This window comes from Variovorax davisae, assembly GCF_030316845.1.
GTDB lineage: Bacteria > Pseudomonadota > Gammaproteobacteria > Burkholderiales > Burkholderiaceae_C > Variovorax > Variovorax davisae.
Map to the genome: position 1 here is coordinate 74,738 of NZ_JASZYS010000005.1, position 15,270 is coordinate 90,007.

Below are 15,270 nucleotides of genomic sequence, written 5' to 3' on the forward strand. Positions count from 1 at the left end.
GCGGGCTCCTTACTTCGCGGCCGCAGCCGGGGCGGCCGCAGCGGAAGCAGCCGCAGCCGGGGCGGCGGCGCCCTGCGGCCCGGTCCACGGCACCGCCTTCACGGGCGTGCCGGGCGGCATCATCTGCAGCTTCTGGAAGCCGTCGACCATCACCTGCTCGCCGGCCTTCAGGCCGTCGAGCACCACCCACTGGTTGTTCTGGGCGGCGCTGATTTTCACCGTGCGCTTGCTCAGCTTGCCGTCGGCGCCCACCACCGTGAGGGTGTCGCCCTGCTGGGTGCGCGTGACCGCCTGCTGCGGCACCGTGATCGCGTTGGTGGCCTGGGCCTGCTCGAGGCGCACGCGCACGTACAGGCCCGGCAGCAGGTCGCCCTTCGGGTTCGGCACTTCGGCGCGCAGCGTGATCTGGCCGGTGGTCTGGTCGACCGTCAGGTCGGAAAACAGCAGCCGGCCCGGGTGCGCGTATTCGGTGCCGTCTTCGAGGGCGATGCGCACGCTGGCGGCCTCGCCGCCGGCGGCGCGCTTGAACTGGCCGTCCTGCAGCGCGCGGCGCAGCCGCAGGACCTCGGTGGCCGACTGCGTGAAGTTCACGTACAGCGGATCGATCTGCTGGATCACGGCCAGCGCCGTGGCGTCGCCCTGGCCGACCAGCGCGCCCTCGGTCACCAGCGAGCGGCCGATGCGGCCCGAGATCGGGGCCGTCACGGTCGCGTAGCCGAGGTTGATCTTGGCGGTCTGCAGCGCCGCGCGGCCGACCGCGATGTCGGCGTCGGCGGTCTTGGCCGCCGCCACCGCGTTCAGGTATTCCTGCTTGCTGACCGCATTGGCCTCGACCAGCGGCTTGTACCGCTCGGCGAGGGCCCGGGCCTGCACCGCGTTGGCCTCGGCGCGCGCCAGGCTGGCCTCGGCGCTGGCCGCCGCAGCGGCGTAGGGGGCGGGGTCGATGCGGTAGAGCACCTGGCCGGCCTTCACGTCGCTGCCTTCCTGGAACACGCGCTGCATCAGGATGCCGGCGGCCCGGGCGCGCACCTCGGACACCCGCGTGGCTTCGAGCCGGCCCGGCAGTTCGGTCACCAGCCCGACGTTGGTCGGGGTCGCGACCACCACGCCCACCTCGGGCGCGGGATGGCCGCCTCCGCCGGCGGCCTTCGGGGCCTCGCCCTTGCCGCAGGCGGTCAGCGCGAGCAGCATGACGGCGGCGGCAAGGGTCGCGGGGCGCGGCGAGAACAACGAATGGCGCGAGACATGCAGGTCGGGCATGTGATTCCTTTGAAGGGAGGACGGGAGATTGGCGCGACCGCGCGGGTGCCTACGGCATCGGGGCGATCTTGACTATCGGGGAAAGGGCTCTATCTTACATACATTCATGAATGTATAGTGTGACCTTTCCCAGCCGATGGATTTTAAGAAGGGAGTCTCTAAAAATGGTCAGACGAACCAAGGAAGAGGCCCAGGAGACGCGCAACCGCCTGCTCGATGCGGCGGAGGTCCTGTTCCAGGCCCAGGGCGTGTCGCAGACGTCGTTGCAGCAAATTGCGCACCAGGCCGGCGCGACCCGCGGCGCGATCTATTGGCACTTCAAGGACAAGGCGGCGCTCTTCAACGCCATGATGGACCGCGTCACGCTGCCGCTGGAGGCCGAGGTGGCCCGGGCCTCCGCCGGCAGCGGCGCCGAGCCGATGGACGAGGTCGAGCACCAGATGATCGAGGCGCTGAAGCTCATGACCAGCGACATGCAGGTGCGCCGGGTGTTCGATATCGCGACCCACAAGGTCGAGTACACCCACGACATGGAATCGGTGCAGCAGCGCCACCTGTCGGCGCGCAACGGCTGCGTGACCGAGTTCGAGAAGGCCATGGTGGCCGACGCCCGCCGCACCCGCAAGCGCCTGCCGATCCCGGCGCCGGCGGCGGCCCAGGGTCTGCATGCGCTGATCAGCGGCCTGATCCAGAACTGGCTGCTGGACCCGGCCGCCTTCGACCTCGTGGCGACCGGGCGCCAGACCTTCCGGGTGTACCTCTCCGGGCTCGGATTTACACCATCTTCGCCAGACGCCGTCCGATAGGCGATAATGGAGGGCTTCCGATGTTTCGGAAGCTCCTCTCGCTGTATTTCAACGGATAGAATTCGGCCCTCCGAAGGCTGAGATCCAGGTTCGATTCCTGGCGGCGGGACCAAATTCGAGGCCGGAAGCATGCAAGTGCTTCCGGCCTTTTTCGTTTTCCGGGCACGGTCACCGAGCATCGCCAGCCGCCGAAACCCGGATTTCCGAGGGCTCGACGCAGAACGCATGGATGGGCTCGACGCGTCCGCGCAGCGCCAGCACCCCGAGGTCGTGGGTACGCACTTCGGGCAGCGGCCCCAGGGCGGCGAGCGCTTCCGCCGACGCGATGAACAAGCATCCGACGTCGCGGGTCGCCTGCTCGAGGCGCCCCGTCGTGTTCATGACGTCGCCGTGGAAGACGATCGCACGGCGCACCTGGCCGACCTCGCCGGCGATCACCTCGCCCAGATGCAGGGCCGCACGCAACGCCGGTTGCACGCCAAAGCGCTGGGCAAACCGGCTGGCGTCCGCGGCGAGCGCCGCGCGCATCGCGAAGAAGCAGCGCAGCGCGCGCGCATCGGCAACGCCGCCGGCCTCGACCCAGGTGATGACGATCTCGTCGCCGACGTACTGGTAGATTTCGCCGCGGCACATCTCGATCGGTTCGGCGACGGCCGAAAACACCGCGGCGAGGAAGCGGTGTGACGCCAGCGCCCCGAGCCGCTCGGCGATCGCGGTCGAGCCCACGATGTCGACGAAGAGGAAGAAGCGTCGTTCGGCGTAGGGCCGGCGGTATTTTCCAAGCAGCAGGGCCATGAACGTGCGGTAGCCGACGAGGCCCGCGGCCTGGAACATCATCACCACGACGGCGACCGGCACGAGCGCGAGGCAAACCGCAATCAGCCCGGTGCGCGCGCTGTAGACGCTGACGACGCCCATCAAGCGCTCTCCCGGCTGGCCGGCGAGGACCGCCCCTGCGATGGCGCCGTAGACCAGCGTCTTCAGGACGAACACCGCGGCGAACGGCAGCGCGTCGAGCCATCGCATGGACGCACGAGGCAGCAGGAAGATCTCGATGCCGGCGATCGACAGCGCGATGAGCAGGGCGGAGATGACGCCGATCGGCATGGAGACCATCAGCGAGGCGAGCAGGGAGCGAGCGCCCGGTCCGGCCATCGCGCCGCCGTAGACGGCACCGACGCCCGCACCGATGACGGCGGCCATGGCCACGATGCGCGCGAAGCGCCGCAGGCGTTCGCGCATGACGGCGGAAATGGTGGCGATCATCTGCCCTCGCGTCCAGGGGCACCACGGCGGACGTCTGCATGGTGCCGCGCAGGCTCGATCGCGCAGGTGAAGGCCCTGACCAGCGCCATGCTACCCCACGGTGCGAAGCAATCCGCTATGGTGCGCACATGCCTTCTTCCGATTTCCCTGCGCCTGGCGCCAGCGGCCGCCCGACGCTCGACGTGGCGGTCGTGATGCGCCGCGAGCGCCTGCACGGCCCGTCGAGCCACTGGCAGCCCTGGCGCTGGACGCTCGACAGCGTGATCCCCGACGAGCCTGGTTTCGGCACCGGGCCGCGGCTGCTGCACGACGACGACGGCGCGCAGCGATGGCTGCATCCCGGCTACAAGGTCGAACTGTTCCGCGACGAAGCCGAGGGCTACCACCTGAACGCGACCACCCCGGCCCCCTGCTGGTTCGTGCTCTGGCGCATGGACGAGGAGGCGACGCTCGGGCCCGAGCCGATTCCGCGCCCGGTCGTCGTCACGCTCAGCTACTACGAAGCCGGGCGCTGGCTCGATGCGCAGGAAACCGTCGAACAGGTGCCGGCCCCGCCCGAGGTGGTCGATTGGGTGCGCGGTTTCGTGGACGCGCACTACGTGATCGAGCCCAAGCGCCGCCGGCGCCCCGAAAGCTTCCGGCCGCTGGTCGATCGCTTCGGCAACGCCGCCAGCGTGACGACCGAGAAGAAACGAGGACCGGGAGCCGGCGATGTCTGAGGGATTCCTGGGGCGGTGGTCGCGGCGCAAGCAGGCCGAGCGCGCCGGCCAGGTGCCGGAAGAGCCGCAGGCGCCACCGCAGGCGCCACCGCAGGCGCCACCGCCGGACGCGGCGCCTGCGCCGCTCGTCGCGGGCACGACGCCCGCCGATCCCGCGCCGGAACCGCCGCCGCTCACGCTGGCGGACGCGCAGGCGCTCACCATCCACTCCGACTTCAGGCCCTTCGTCGCCGGGGACGTGGCGCCCGAAGTCAAGAACGCCGCCTTCAAGAAGCTGTTCGCCGATCCCCACTTCAACGTGATGGACGGCCTGGACACCTACATTGACGACTATTCCAAGCCCTCGCCCTTGCCCGAGAGCGTGCTGCGCCAGATGGCGAGCGCGAAATTTCTGAATCTATTCGACGAAAGCCCCGATCCAACACCTCGGGATGAGGGATCGCAAGACGTGGCACAGTCGAGTGATCCAGGAGACCTTTCCAGCCAGCCGGTTGCCGATGCGCAACCTGCCAGCCAAGCGACCGATGACCACCACGCTGATCTGCGACTGCAACAAGACGATGCCGCTCGAGCCGAAGACGCTCGGGACAGCGCTGGCTGAGTCACTGCCCCTTCATTCCGCGCTCTGCCGCCGCGAGGCGGCTTCCTTCCAGCAAGCCATCCAGTCCGGCGACGAGGTGGTGGTCGCCTGCACGCAGGAGAAGCGGCTGTTCGCGGAGCTGGCGGCGCAGGTGCCGGCGGCCACGTCGCCGATCCGCTTCGTCAACATCCGCGAAACCGGCGGCTGGAGCCGCGAGGCCGGCAGCGCGATGCCGAAGATCGCGGCCCTCCTCGCCGCCGCCCGGCTGCCCGAGCCCGACCCGGTCGCGACCGTCAGCTACGCCAGCCAGGGCCGGCTGCTGATCGTCGGTCCGCTGGACGAGGCCGAGAAGGCGGCGGCGCTGCTCGCCGACACCCTCGACGTGACGATCTTCTCGCAAGGCGCCGGCGCGGCCGGCGGCGCGCAGGAGCGGCGCTGGCCGGTGGTCGCCGGGCGCATCGATTCGCTGGCGGGCTGGCTCGGCGCCTTCCGCTTGCAGTGGACCCGCGACAACGCCATCGACCTCGACCTCTGCACCCGCTGCAATGCCTGCGTGGCGGCGTGCCCCGAACAGGCCATCGGCCTGGACTACCAGATCGACAACGCCAGATGCACCTCGCACCGCGATTGCGAGCGCGTCTGCAGCGCGGCCGGTGCGATCCGCTTCGACCGGGCGCCGGCATCGCTCGACGGCGATTTCGACCTCGTGCTCGATCTCGGCGCGGCGCCGCGGATCGACTGGCATGCGCCGCCGCAGGGTTATTTCCACCTGCCGGGCGGCATGGCGAATCCGCAGGGCCTGCAGACCCTGCTGCGGCTGCGCGACATGGTCGGCGAGTTCGAGAAGCCCAGGTTCTTCCACTACGACCAGAAGCTCTGCGCCCACAGCCGCAACGAGGTCGTCGGCTGCAGCGCCTGCATCGACGTCTGCTCGGCCCACGCCGTGGGCAGCGACACGAAGCGCCAGCGCATCGTCGTCAATCCCCACCTCTGCGTCGGCTGCGGCGCCTGCACCACCGTCTGCCCGACCGGCGCGCTGGGCTACGCCTATCCGCGCGCGCCCGACCAGGGGCTCAGGCTGCGCACGCTGCTGTCCACCTATGCGGCTGCGGGCGGGCGCGACGGGGCGCTGCTGCTGCACAGCGAGGCGGGCGGCCAGGCGCTGGTGGCGCAGCTGGGGCGCCAGGCCCAGCTCGGCAAGGCCCGGGGGGTGCCGGCGCACGTGATCCCGGTCGGGCTCTTCCACGCGGCGAGCACCGGCATCGACCTGTGGCTGAGCGCCGTCGCCTTCGGCGCGTCGCAGGTGGGCGTGCTGGTCACCGGGGAGGAGGCGCCGCAGTACCTCGCCGCGCTCAAGACCCAGGCGGCGCTCGCCCAGTCGCTGCTGCACGGTCTGGGCTATGCGGGCACCCACTTTCGCATCGTCGAGGCGGCGTCGGTCGCCGCGCTCGACGGTGCGCTCGGCGCGTGGCGCGACGCGCGGGCACAGGTGCCCGCCAAGGCGGCCCGGTTCGCGGTCGGCGGCGACAAGCGCAGCACGCTCGAACTGGCGCTCGATCATCTGGTGGCGGCGGCCCCGGCGCTGAAAACGCAGTCCGACACGCCGATCGCCATCCCGCTGCCGCCCGGCTCGCCCTTCGGCAGCCTCGCGGTGGACAAGGACAAGTGCACCCTGTGCCTGGCCTGCGTCGGCGCCTGCCCGGCCGGCGCCCTGCAGGACAACCAGAGCGCGCCGCAGCTGCGCTTCATCGAGAAGAACTGCGTCCAGTGCGGGCTGTGCGAAACCACCTGTCCCGAGCGCGCGATCTCGCTGGTGCCGCGGCTTCTGGTGGCGCCGGAGCGCAAGCAGCCGGTCGTGCTCAACGAGGCCAGGCCCTGGTCGTGCATCCGCTGCGCGAAGCCCTTCGGCACCCAGAAGGCGATCGAAGCGATGCTCGGCAAGCTGGCCGGCCATGCCATGTTCCAGGGCGAAGCCCTGGAGCGGCTCAAGATGTGCAGCGACTGCCGGGTGATCGACCTGTACAGCGCGCAGGGCGAAACGAAGATCACCGACCTATGAGCCAACGCTTCCCCGCTTCCTCGGCGCTCGACGAAGAGATCGCCCGCGCCGAACTCTACGGCCTGCTGGCGCGCCTCTGGTACGCCGCACCGGACGCGGAATTGCTGGCCGCCGTGCAGGTCGCGCCGACCGAGGCGCCGGCCGCGGGCGGCTTCCTGGAGGAGCCGTGGCGGACCTTGGTCGGCGCGGCGCGCGGCACCGACGCGGCGGCGCTTCGCAACGAATACGACGCGCTCTTCGGCGGCATCGGCAAGCCGGACGTCTATCTGTTCGGCTCGCACTACCTGAGCGGATTCCTCAACGACAAGCCGCTGGTGACCCTGCGCCGCGATCTCGCGCGGATCGGGCTCGCGCGCGACGAATCGATGCCCGAGACCGAAGACCACATCGCCTGTCTTTTCGAGGTCATGCGCTATCTGATCGCCGGCGAAGACGTCGAAGTGGCCAACCTCACGGCCCAGCAGGCCTTCTTTTCGACCCACGTGCAGCCCTGGCTGCCGGCGGTGTGCGACGCCGTGGCGCAGCACCCCAAGGCGCGCTTCTACGCCGCCCTGGCCGGCCTGACCCTGGCCTTCGCGGAGGTCGAACGACAGGGCTTCGACATGCTGGACTGAGATCCAAGGACATAGACTTCGAGCTTATTAGGGTCAGGACTAGTATCCAGACGTACGCAACTGGTTTCATATGTGGGTTCGCCCAGCCACTCCTGGAGTTGACATGCAGGACAGCCAAACCGCCGCCCCCCAGCCGGGGTCGCGAAGAGGATTCTTTTTCGGCGCCGCCACGGTCGGCGCCGCCGCCGCAGCCGTCGCCGTGCTGCCTAAGGTCGCCCCGGCGCCCGCCGCCACGGCGGCGCCCGAGCTGCCGCCGCCGCCCCGCAACGGGGGCGGCTATTCGCTGAGCGAACACGTCAAGCGCTACTACAAGACCACGTCGGACTGAGAACGAAGGCAACTGCGATGCTACTGACCAAAAAAGCACCTGGTGCCGCGCATGGCGGCGCCCCTGCCGCCGCGTCGTCCCTCGTCCACAGCCTGCGGCGCGGTCTCTCGAACGCGCTGCCGACCATGGACCGACGCGCCTTCCTGCGCCGTTCGGGCCTGGGCGTCGGCGCCGGCCTCGCGGCCGGCCAGCTCACGCTGGTACGCAAATCCAACGCGGCCGAAGGCCGGCCGACCGCCGTGGGGGCGGGCAAGGTCGAGGTCCGCCGCACCGTCTGCTCGCACTGCTCGGTGGGCTGCGCGTCCGACGCCGTGGTCGAGAACGGCGTCTGGGTCCGCCAGGAACCGGTGTTCGATTCGCCGATCAACCTCGGCGCGCACTGCGCCAAGGGCGCCGCCCTGCGCGAGCACGGCCACGGCGAATACCGCCTGCGCTATCCGATGAAGCTGGTCAACGGCAAGTACGAGCGCATCAGCTGGGATCAGGCGCTCGACGAGATCACGGCCAAGCTCAAGGAGCTCTCGAAGGCCAGCGGCCCCGACGCGGTCTACTGGATCGGCTCCAGCAAGCACAGCAACGAACAGGCCTACCTGATGCGCAAGTTCGTGAGCTTCTTCGGCAGCAACAACTGCGACCACCAGGCGCGCATCTGCCACTCGACCACCGTCGCGGGCGTTGCGAACACATGGGGCTACGGCGCCATGACCAATTCGTACAACGACATGCGCAACGCCAAGGTCGCGCTGTACATCGGCTCGAACGCGGCCGAGGCCCATCCGGTGAGCATGCTGCACATGCTGCATGCCAAGGAAAACGGCTGCAAGATGATCGTGGTCGATCCGCGCTTCACGCGCACCGCGGCCAAGGCCGACGAGTACGTGCGCATCCGCTCCGGCTCCGACATCCCCTTCCTCTTCGGCGTGCTGCACCACATCTTCAAGAACGGCTGGGAAGACAAGAAGTACCTCAACGACCGCGTCTTCGGCATGGACGAGGTGCGCGCGGAGGTCATGGCCAAGTGGACGCCCGACAAGGTCGAGGAGGCCTGCGGCGTCAACGAGGCGCAGGTGCTCAAGGTCGCGACCTGGCTGAACGAGAACCGTCCGGGCACCATCGTCTGGTGCATGGGCCAGACGCAGCACACGATCGGCAACGCGATCGTGCGCGCCTCCTGCATCCTGCAGCTGGCGCTGGGCAACGTCGGCACCGCGGGCGGCGGCACCAACATCTTCCGCGGCCACGACAACGTCCAGGGCGCCACCGACGTGGGCCCGAACCCCGATTCGCTGCCCGGCTACTACGGCCTGGTCGAAGGATCGTGGAAGCACTTCGCGGCCACCTGGGGCGTGGATTTCGACTGGATCAAAGGCCGCTTCGCCTCGCCCGCGATGATGAGCAAGCCCGGCATCACCGTCTCGCGCTGGATCGACGGCGTGCTCGAGAAGAACGAGCTGATCGACCAGGACTCGAACCTGCGCGGCGTCGTCTATTGGGGCCACGCGCCCAACTCCCAGACCCGCGGCCTCGAGATGAAGCGGGCGATGGACAAGCTCGACCTGCTGGTGGTGGTCGACCCGTACCCGTCGGCGACCGCGGCCATGGCCGCCATGCCCGGCCGGGCGGAAGACCTCAACCCGCAGCGTGCGGTCTACCTGCTGCCGGCCTGCACGCAGTTCGAGACCAGCGGCTCGGTGACAGCATCGAACCGGTCGATCCAGTGGCGCGAGAAGGTGATCGAGCCGCTGTGGGAAAGCCGCAGCGACCACATGATCATGCAGCAGTTCGCCGACCGTCTCGGCTTCGGCAAGGAACTGTCCAAGAACTACAGGATGCAGAAGGTCAAGGGCATGGACGAGCCCGTGCCCGACGACATCCTGCGCGAGATCAACAAGTGCTGCTGGGCGGTCGGCTACACCGGCCAGAGCCCCGAACGGCTGCAGGCGCACATGCGCAACATGGCGGCCTTCGACGTGCGCACGCTCCGGGCGAAGGGCTCGGTCAAGGACAAGGTCAACGGCTACGACATCGCGGGCGACTACTTCGGCCTGCCCTGGCCCTGCTACGGCACGCCCGAGCTGAAGCACCCCGGATCGCCCAACCTGTACGACACCTCCAAGCACGTCATGGACGGCGGCGGCAACTTCCGCGCCAACTTCGGCGTCGAGCGCAACGGCAAGAACCTGCTGGCCGAGGACGGATCGCATTCGCTCGGCGCCGCCATCACGACCGGCTACCCCGAACTCGACCACCTGCTGCTGAAGAAGCTCGGCTGGTGGGACGAGCTCACCGAGGTGGAAAAAGCCAAGGCCGACGGCAAGAACTGGAAGACCGACAGTTCGGGCGGCATGATCCGCGTGTTCATGCGCAACCACGGCTGCCATCCCTTCGGCAACGCGAAGGCGCGCGCCGTGGTGTGGAACTTCCCCGATGCGATTCCGCAGCACCGCGAGCCGCTCTACGGGACCCGGCCGGACCTGGCGGTGAAGTACCCGACGCACGACGACAAGATGGCCTTCTGGCGCCTGCCCACGCTCTACAAGAGCGTGCAGCAGCGCAACATCGCGGACAAGATCGCGGAGAAGTTCCCGTTCATCATGACCTCCGGCCGGCTGGTCGAGTACGAGGGCGGCGGGGAGGAGACGCGTTCCAACCCCTGGCTGGCCGAACTGCAGCAAGAGATGTTCATCGAGATCCATCCGCGGGTGGCGGCCGAGAAAGGCATCCGCAACGGCGAGCGCGCCTGGGTCCACACGCCGACCGGGGCGCGGCTCAACGTGCAGGCCCTGGTGACCGAGCGCGTCGGCCCGGACACGGTCTTCATGCCCTTCCACTTCTCCGGCCACTGGCAGGGGGCGGACATGCTCGGGTACTACCCGGCGGGGGCGCATCCGATCGTGCGCGGCGAGGCGATCAACACCAGCACCACCTACGGGTACGACAGCGTCACGATGATGCAAGAAACGAAGACGACGGTCTGCAACGTCGAGAAGGCATAAGGGAGTCTGTATGGCAAGAATGAAGTTCGTCTGCGATTCCGAACGCTGCATCGAGTGCAACGGCTGCGTCACGGCCTGCAAGAACGAGAACGAGGTGCCGTGGGGCGTGAACCGCCGCCGCGTGGTGACGCTCAACGACGGCGTGCCCGGCGAGCGCTCCATCTCGGTGGCCTGCATGCATTGTTCCGATGCGCCCTGCATGGCGGTCTGCCCGGTCCAGTGCTTCTACCGCACCGAAGAAGGCGTGGTGCTGCACGACAAGGACGTCTGCATCGGCTGCGGCTACTGCTCCTACGCCTGTCCGTTCGGCGCGCCGCAGTTTCCGTCGCAAGGCACCTTCGGCGCCCGCGGCAAGATGGACAAGTGCACCTTCTGCGCCGGCGGCCCGGAAGAAAACGGCTCCCAGGCGGAGTTCGAGAAGTACGGCCGCAACCGCCTGGCCGAAGGCAAGCTGCCGGCCTGCGCCGAGATGTGCTCGACCAAGGCCCTGCTGGCGGGCGATGGCGACGTCGTCGCCGACATCTTCCGCACCCGCGTGGTCCATCGCGGCAAGGGCGCCGAAGTGTGGGGCTGGGGCACCGCCTACGGCTCGCAGACGGCCGGCACGCCGACCAACGGGGTCACGAAATGAGGCGCGCACTCGGCACGGTCGCGCTGGTCTCGGCCCTGGTGCTGCTGGCGGCTTGCGGCGAGAAGCCGCAGACCAATGCCCACGGCGTGCGCCTGGATGCCGCCCCGTGGACCGGCACCGGCACCAAGCCCGACACGGGAACGGCGTTCACCGCCGGCGGCTGGCAGATCGGCGACCGGTCGTCCTGGGAGCAGCACCTCAAGACGCGCGCCCAGAACCAGAACGAATACAACCGGATCAACTGAAGCCGGAGGCTGCATGAGACAAGCGCTTCAAATCCTGGCGATGGCCGCTGTGCTGGGTTGCAGCATGGCCCATGCCCAGACGCCCGACCCGTCGGCCGCCACCGCACCGGCCGCCGCTGCACCCGCGCCGGCCGCGGGCGGCATCCGCAGCCAGAACATCTTCGACGTCAAGCCCGAAGCCAGCGCCGACGCCAACTACCTCAACCAGACCAACGGCGAGCGCCAGCGGGTCCAGCCGGGCAACAACGCGCCGATGTGGCGCCAGGTGAGCGGCGGCGTGACCGGCTTCAGCAGCCTGCCGGCCAGCGAAGCGCCGGAGGCCGGCAACCTGATCCAGCGCTTCGTCCAGTATCCGGGCTCGCACTACACCAATGCCGGCGAAGCCTGGCGCCAGGTGCGCAACAACTGGATCATTCCCTACGGCGCCGCGCTGCTGTTCGTGACCCTGCTCGCCCTGGCGATCTTCTATGTCACCCGCGGAACGATCGGGCTGCACGGCCGCGAGACCGGCCGCAAGATCGAGCGCTTCACGCCTTTCGAGCGGGCCACGCACTGGTCGAATGCGGGCGCCTTCGTGGTGCTGGCCATTTCGGGCCTCGTGATGGCCTTCGGCAAGTTCTTCCTGCTGCCGGTGCTGGGCGGCGCGTTGTTCGGCTACCTGGCCTACGTGCTCAAGACCGTGCACAACTTCGTGGGTCCGCTGTTCGTGGTGACGACCATCTTCATGATCTTCACCTTCATGCGCAGCAACTGGCCCAGCAAGGACGACCTGACCTGGCTCAGGCACGGGGGCGGCCTGTTCGGCGGCAAGGAGCCGCCTTCGCATCGATTCAATGCCGGCGAGAAACTGGTGTTCTGGGGTGGCGTGCTGTTTCTCGGCAGCCTGGTCATCGGCTCGGGGCTGTTCCTCGACAAGCTGCTGCCGGGCTTCGTCTACACGCGCGGCGAGATGCAGATCGCCCACATGATCCACGCCGTCGCGACGCTGTGCATGATGGCGCTGATCATGGGCCACATCTACATCGGCACCCTGGGCATGAAGGGCGCCTATGCCGCCATGCGCGAGGGCTCGGTCGACGAGACCTGGGCCAAGGAACATCATCCGCTCTGGTACGACGACATCGCGGCCGGCAAGATCCCGGCGCAGCGCAGCGCCCAGGCGCCGGTCCCGAACGTCCGCGTCGAAGGAAGCCCCTCATGAACAACGCGCTGAAACTTTGCGGCCTCTTGCTGGCCTTGGTATTCGCATCCTCTGCGTTGGCCAAGCTGCCCGCACCGCCTGCCACGCCCGAAGCCAAGGCCAAGGCGGCCGAGACGGCGGCCAGGACCGCCTGGAGCGCCAAGGTCGACAGCTTCCAACTCTGCCAGGCGCAGACCCGGGTCGCGGACCATGTCCGTGAAGGCCTGGTTGCCGCCGGCAAGCCCGTGCCGGCGGCCACGCCGACGCCGCCGTGCACCGACCCGGGCCCCTTCGCCTTCGCGCCGCCGACCGAGGAGGTGAAGCCGATCGAAGCCTCGGGCGCCCATTCGCCGGCGACCACCGCCGCTTCGCCGCCGAGCTCCAACCAGACCTCGGCCGAGACCAATCCCGCACCCAAGAAGTGAGGCACGCCACGGCCCGCACTGCACTTAAGTGCAAGTGACAGCCGGCCTCGGCCCGCGTATGGTCGCTTCGGCTTCCTCCAACAACGCAGGTCCAACATGAACACCCTCCAAAGACAGGCATTGCTCGCGGCGTGCGCCGCGCTGACTCTTTGCGCCGGCGTCGCCAGCGCGCAGACCGAGGCTCCCCGCAGGAGCATCGAGGTCGAGGACGCCCGGGGCGGCTCGGCGGTGCTCTCCGTCACCGGCGAGATCACCGCCGTGGATGTCGCCAACCGCATCGTCTCGATCAAGGGTCCGAGGGGCAACATCAACGACCTGCGGGTCGACCCGGCGGTGCGCAATCTCGAGCAGGTCAAGGTCGGCGACCGGGTCCGCCTGAGCTACCGCATCGGCGTCGCCGTGGCGCTGGTGAAGGGCGGCGACGGCATTCGCCAGCGGGTCGAGACCGATGCGGCCGCGGTGGCCGAGAAGGGCGCGCGGCCGGGCGGCGTCGCCGTCAACCGCACCACGCTCGTGGCCAACGTCTTCTCGATCAATCGCAAGAAGAACATCGTCACGCTGCGGGGCGCCAGCGGCCAGCTGGTCGATGTCCACGTGCGCGATCCGAAGGCCCTGCAAGACGTGAAGGTGGGCGACCAGGTGGTGGCCAACATCACGGAATCCGTGGCGCTGCGGGTGACGCCGGCAGCGTCGAAGTGAGCCTGCGGCGCGGAGGTCTCCGGGCCGCGTTCTCGTGCGCCCGATAATCCGCCCATGACCTCGCCCGCCCTCGATCGCTTCATCGCCGAAGCCGCGGCCTGCACGCGCGCCCATTCGCTCGCCGCCGATCGCGTGCTCGCGCTGGCGCCGCTGATGCTGGACCTGGTCGAGGAAGCCGCGAGCTTCCTGGCGCCGCAGCACTACCGCAGCGACCCGCAGGGCTACACGCGCAACCTGATCCGCGACGACCCCGACCACGGCTTGTCTCTCTACGCCCTGGTCTGGCGCCCCGGCCAATGGACGCCGGTGCATGACCACGGCAGCTGGGGCGTGGTCGGCATCGTCGAAGGCGTGCTCGAGGAGCGCAGCTACCTGCGGGTCTCGCCAGAGGGCGGCGATGAAGACATCGACCTGGCGCGCGGCGGCCTCCAGCTGCTCACGCGCGGCGCGGTGACGAGTTTCGTGCCGAACCCCGACCACATCCACGTCACGGGCGTTCCCGCCGAGCGCGCGCGGGCCGTCAGCCTGCACCTGTACGGGCGCACGATGAAGGACTTCAACATCTACGACGTCGCGGCGCGCACCCGCCGCCGCGTGCAGGTCGCGCACAACGAAAGCTGAGGCTCAGCGGGGCGGCTTCTTCGCCCGGCGCCGCGGCCCTTGGGGGGGCGCTGGCGGATGCCGGTCCCGGGGCTCGAGGATCGGGTACCAGTGATCGGCCGAGTACCTGCCGTAGGGCACCTTCCTGTCGCCGGTCTTCTCGTAGTACTCGTGCCAGTGGCGCAGCGATGCCCAGATCGCCTCGGGGCATGACACCCGCGACTCCAGGCCGGGCGTGAGCTCGAAGTCCTCGGCGGCACAGACGATCTCCAGCATGCAGGCCGACGGCAGGCCGTAGTTCTCGTGCAGGGGATTGCCGGTGCGGGCCACGCCCCACGAGAACGCCAGCCAGCGCAGCACGTGCTCGAGGCCGTCGAGCGAGGACCGCGCGCTGCGGAACACGTCGACCCGCTGGAGGATGCGGCTCTGGGGGATGGGCAGCGCGGCAATGGCGATGTTCGGAAAGCGCTCGGGGTCGTCGAAGTCCGTCAGCCGGGTTTCGACGACCCCGTTCTCGTACGGCGGGTAGGCCGGGCCGCCCGGCTGGACCAGGGGCACCGAGATCGCCTGCGCGTTGCGCAGGGAGGGGCCGCGCAGCTTCACCAGCAGCGAATGCGACCACAGCGACGGCAGCATGTCGGGCCGCAGGTGCGCCTGCGCCACGCGCACCCTGAAGGCCAGGGTGTCGGCGCCGCCCAGCAGCACGAGGTAGGTGCATTCGTCGGGGTCGACCTGGCCGATGTCCACGGCCGCACGCTCTCCCCAGGCCAGGTTGCCCTCGCCGGGCTGTCGCGCGAACGCCGTGAAGTCCGGGTTCGGCTTGGCGGCGCTCGAGCGGGTGGTGTAGACCATGGGGCTTCTC

At 69.1% G+C, this 15,270-nt stretch carries 16 protein-coding genes and 1 tRNA gene; 14 read left to right on the forward strand and 3 right to left on the reverse strand.

Annotated elements, in window-relative coordinates; translation table 11 throughout:
- Positions 1 to 9 precede the first annotated feature (9 nt).
- On the reverse strand, positions 10 to 1,260 hold the full coding sequence (locus QTI33_RS13075; RefSeq protein WP_286506426.1) for an efflux RND transporter periplasmic adaptor subunit: 1,251 nt from the start codon (positions 1,258 to 1,260) through the stop codon (positions 10 to 12).
- 164 nt (positions 1,261 to 1,424) lie between these two features.
- Here QTI33_RS13075 and QTI33_RS13080 point away from each other — a divergent pair, with 164 nt between their 5' ends.
- Positions 1,425 to 2,066, forward strand: coding sequence for a TetR family transcriptional regulator (locus QTI33_RS13080; RefSeq protein WP_286506427.1), 642 nt, complete (start codon positions 1,425 to 1,427; stop codon positions 2,064 to 2,066).
- Positions 2,067 to 2,103: 37 nt separating this feature from the next.
- Positions 2,104 to 2,178 (forward strand) — tRNA-Arg (locus QTI33_RS13085).
- A 56-nt stretch (positions 2,179 to 2,234) separates the two neighbouring features.
- Here QTI33_RS13085 and QTI33_RS13090 read toward each other — a convergent pair.
- Entirely contained in the window at positions 2,235 to 3,332 is a 1,098-nt protein-coding gene (locus QTI33_RS13090) for an adenylate/guanylate cyclase domain-containing protein (protein WP_286506428.1), read from the reverse strand.
- Between the two features lie 128 nt (positions 3,333 to 3,460).
- Here QTI33_RS13090 and QTI33_RS13095 point away from each other — a divergent pair, with 128 nt between their 5' ends.
- From QTI33_RS13095 to QTI33_RS13150, 12 genes are all read left to right on the forward strand, one after another.
- Complete coding sequence (locus QTI33_RS13095; RefSeq protein ID WP_286506429.1) at positions 3,461 to 4,051, forward strand: DUF3305 domain-containing protein; 591 nt, start codon at positions 3,461 to 3,463, stop codon at positions 4,049 to 4,051.
- Entirely contained in the window at positions 4,044 to 4,652 is a 609-nt protein-coding gene (locus tag QTI33_RS13100) for a DUF3306 domain-containing protein (protein WP_286506430.1), read from the forward strand. The genes QTI33_RS13095 and QTI33_RS13100 overlap by 8 nt, the downstream gene beginning before the upstream one ends.
- Positions 4,576 to 6,690, forward strand: coding sequence for a 4Fe-4S dicluster domain-containing protein (locus QTI33_RS13105; RefSeq protein WP_286506432.1), 2,115 nt, complete (start codon positions 4,576 to 4,578; stop codon positions 6,688 to 6,690). Before QTI33_RS13100 ends, QTI33_RS13105 begins: the two co-directional genes overlap by 77 nt.
- Positions 6,687 to 7,304 carry a TorD/DmsD family molecular chaperone gene (locus tag QTI33_RS13110; protein ID WP_286506433.1) on the forward strand — a complete coding sequence of 206 codons (618 nt, stop codon included), beginning with the start codon at positions 6,687 to 6,689 and terminating at the stop codon, positions 7,302 to 7,304. Before QTI33_RS13105 ends, QTI33_RS13110 begins: the two co-directional genes overlap by 4 nt.
- Positions 7,305 to 7,407: 103 nt before the next feature.
- On the forward strand, positions 7,408 to 7,632 hold the full coding sequence (locus QTI33_RS13115; protein WP_286506435.1) for a formate dehydrogenase: 225 nt from the start codon (positions 7,408 to 7,410) through the stop codon (positions 7,630 to 7,632).
- Between the two features lie 17 nt (positions 7,633 to 7,649).
- Entirely contained in the window at positions 7,650 to 10,628 is a 2,979-nt protein-coding gene (locus tag QTI33_RS13120; protein ID WP_286506436.1) for a formate dehydrogenase subunit alpha, read from the forward strand.
- A gap of 10 nt (positions 10,629 to 10,638) precedes the next feature.
- Positions 10,639 to 11,259 (forward strand): formate dehydrogenase FDH3 subunit beta, encoded by a 621-nt coding sequence (gene fdh3B, locus QTI33_RS13125; RefSeq protein ID WP_286506437.1) that lies wholly within the window; start codon positions 10,639 to 10,641, stop codon positions 11,257 to 11,259.
- Positions 11,256 to 11,504, forward strand: a complete 249-nt coding sequence (locus tag QTI33_RS13130) for an LptM family lipoprotein (RefSeq protein WP_286506439.1) — start codon at positions 11,256 to 11,258, stop codon at positions 11,502 to 11,504. Before fdh3B ends, QTI33_RS13130 begins: the two co-directional genes overlap by 4 nt.
- Positions 11,505 to 11,517: 13 nt before the next feature.
- Entirely contained in the window at positions 11,518 to 12,705 is a 1,188-nt protein-coding gene (locus QTI33_RS13135; protein WP_286506441.1) for a formate dehydrogenase subunit gamma, read from the forward strand.
- Positions 12,702 to 13,109: a hypothetical protein gene (locus QTI33_RS13140; protein WP_286506442.1), complete on the forward strand. Its 408-nt coding sequence runs from the start codon at positions 12,702 to 12,704 to the stop codon at positions 13,107 to 13,109. Before QTI33_RS13135 ends, QTI33_RS13140 begins: the two co-directional genes overlap by 4 nt.
- 96 nt (positions 13,110 to 13,205) lie before the next feature.
- The gene (locus QTI33_RS13145; protein WP_286506443.1) at positions 13,206 to 13,808 is read left to right on the forward strand and encodes a hypothetical protein; all 603 of its coding nucleotides are present in this window, start codon (positions 13,206 to 13,208) and stop codon (positions 13,806 to 13,808) included.
- A 54-nt stretch (positions 13,809 to 13,862) separates the two neighbouring features.
- Positions 13,863 to 14,429 (forward strand): cysteine dioxygenase family protein, encoded by a 567-nt coding sequence (locus tag QTI33_RS13150; RefSeq protein ID WP_286506444.1) that lies wholly within the window; start codon positions 13,863 to 13,865, stop codon positions 14,427 to 14,429.
- A 3-nt stretch (positions 14,430 to 14,432) separates the two neighbouring features.
- On the opposite strand, the gene QTI33_RS13155 is transcribed toward QTI33_RS13150, so the two are convergent.
- Positions 14,433 to 15,260 carry a hypothetical protein gene (locus QTI33_RS13155; protein WP_286506445.1) on the reverse strand — a complete coding sequence of 276 codons (828 nt, stop codon included), beginning with the start codon at positions 15,258 to 15,260 and terminating at the stop codon, positions 14,433 to 14,435.
- Positions 15,261 to 15,270 lie beyond the last annotated feature (10 nt).

What these genes read in the sequence shown, in the direction of transcription:
- QTI33_RS13110 (WP_286506433.1), top strand. Translation starts at nt 6,687, where the DNA reads ATGAGCCAACGCTTCCCCGCTTCCTCGGCGCTCGACGAAGAGATCGCC.
- QTI33_RS13140 (WP_286506442.1), top strand. Translation starts at nt 12,702, where the DNA reads ATGAACAACGCGCTGAAACTTTGCGGCCTCTTGCTGGCCTTGGTATTC.
- QTI33_RS13135 (WP_286506441.1), top strand. Translation starts at nt 11,518, where the DNA reads ATGAGACAAGCGCTTCAAATCCTGGCGATGGCCGCTGTGCTGGGTTGC.
- QTI33_RS13080 (WP_286506427.1), top strand. Translation starts at nt 1,425, where the DNA reads ATGGTCAGACGAACCAAGGAAGAGGCCCAGGAGACGCGCAACCGCCTG.
- QTI33_RS13100 (WP_286506430.1), top strand. Translation starts at nt 4,044, where the DNA reads ATGTCTGAGGGATTCCTGGGGCGGTGGTCGCGGCGCAAGCAGGCCGAG.
- QTI33_RS13115 (WP_286506435.1), top strand. Translation starts at nt 7,408, where the DNA reads ATGCAGGACAGCCAAACCGCCGCCCCCCAGCCGGGGTCGCGAAGAGGA.
- QTI33_RS13105 (WP_286506432.1), top strand. Translation starts at nt 4,576, where the DNA reads ATGACCACCACGCTGATCTGCGACTGCAACAAGACGATGCCGCTCGAG.
- QTI33_RS13130 (WP_286506439.1), top strand. Translation starts at nt 11,256, where the DNA reads ATGAGGCGCGCACTCGGCACGGTCGCGCTGGTCTCGGCCCTGGTGCTG.
- fdh3B (WP_286506437.1), top strand. Translation starts at nt 10,639, where the DNA reads ATGGCAAGAATGAAGTTCGTCTGCGATTCCGAACGCTGCATCGAGTGC.
- QTI33_RS13095 (WP_286506429.1), top strand. Translation starts at nt 3,461, where the DNA reads ATGCCTTCTTCCGATTTCCCTGCGCCTGGCGCCAGCGGCCGCCCGACG.
- QTI33_RS13075 (WP_286506426.1), bottom strand. Translation starts at nt 1,260, where the DNA reads ATGCCCGACCTGCATGTCTCGCGCCATTCGTTGTTCTCGCCGCGCCCC.
- QTI33_RS13145 (WP_286506443.1), top strand. Translation starts at nt 13,206, where the DNA reads ATGAACACCCTCCAAAGACAGGCATTGCTCGCGGCGTGCGCCGCGCTG.
- QTI33_RS13120 (WP_286506436.1), top strand. Translation starts at nt 7,650, where the DNA reads ATGCTACTGACCAAAAAAGCACCTGGTGCCGCGCATGGCGGCGCCCCT.
- QTI33_RS13090 (WP_286506428.1), bottom strand. Translation starts at nt 3,332, where the DNA reads ATGATCGCCACCATTTCCGCCGTCATGCGCGAACGCCTGCGGCGCTTC.
- QTI33_RS13155 (WP_286506445.1), bottom strand. Translation starts at nt 15,260, where the DNA reads ATGGTCTACACCACCCGCTCGAGCGCCGCCAAGCCGAACCCGGACTTC.
- QTI33_RS13150 (WP_286506444.1), top strand. Translation starts at nt 13,863, where the DNA reads ATGACCTCGCCCGCCCTCGATCGCTTCATCGCCGAAGCCGCGGCCTGC.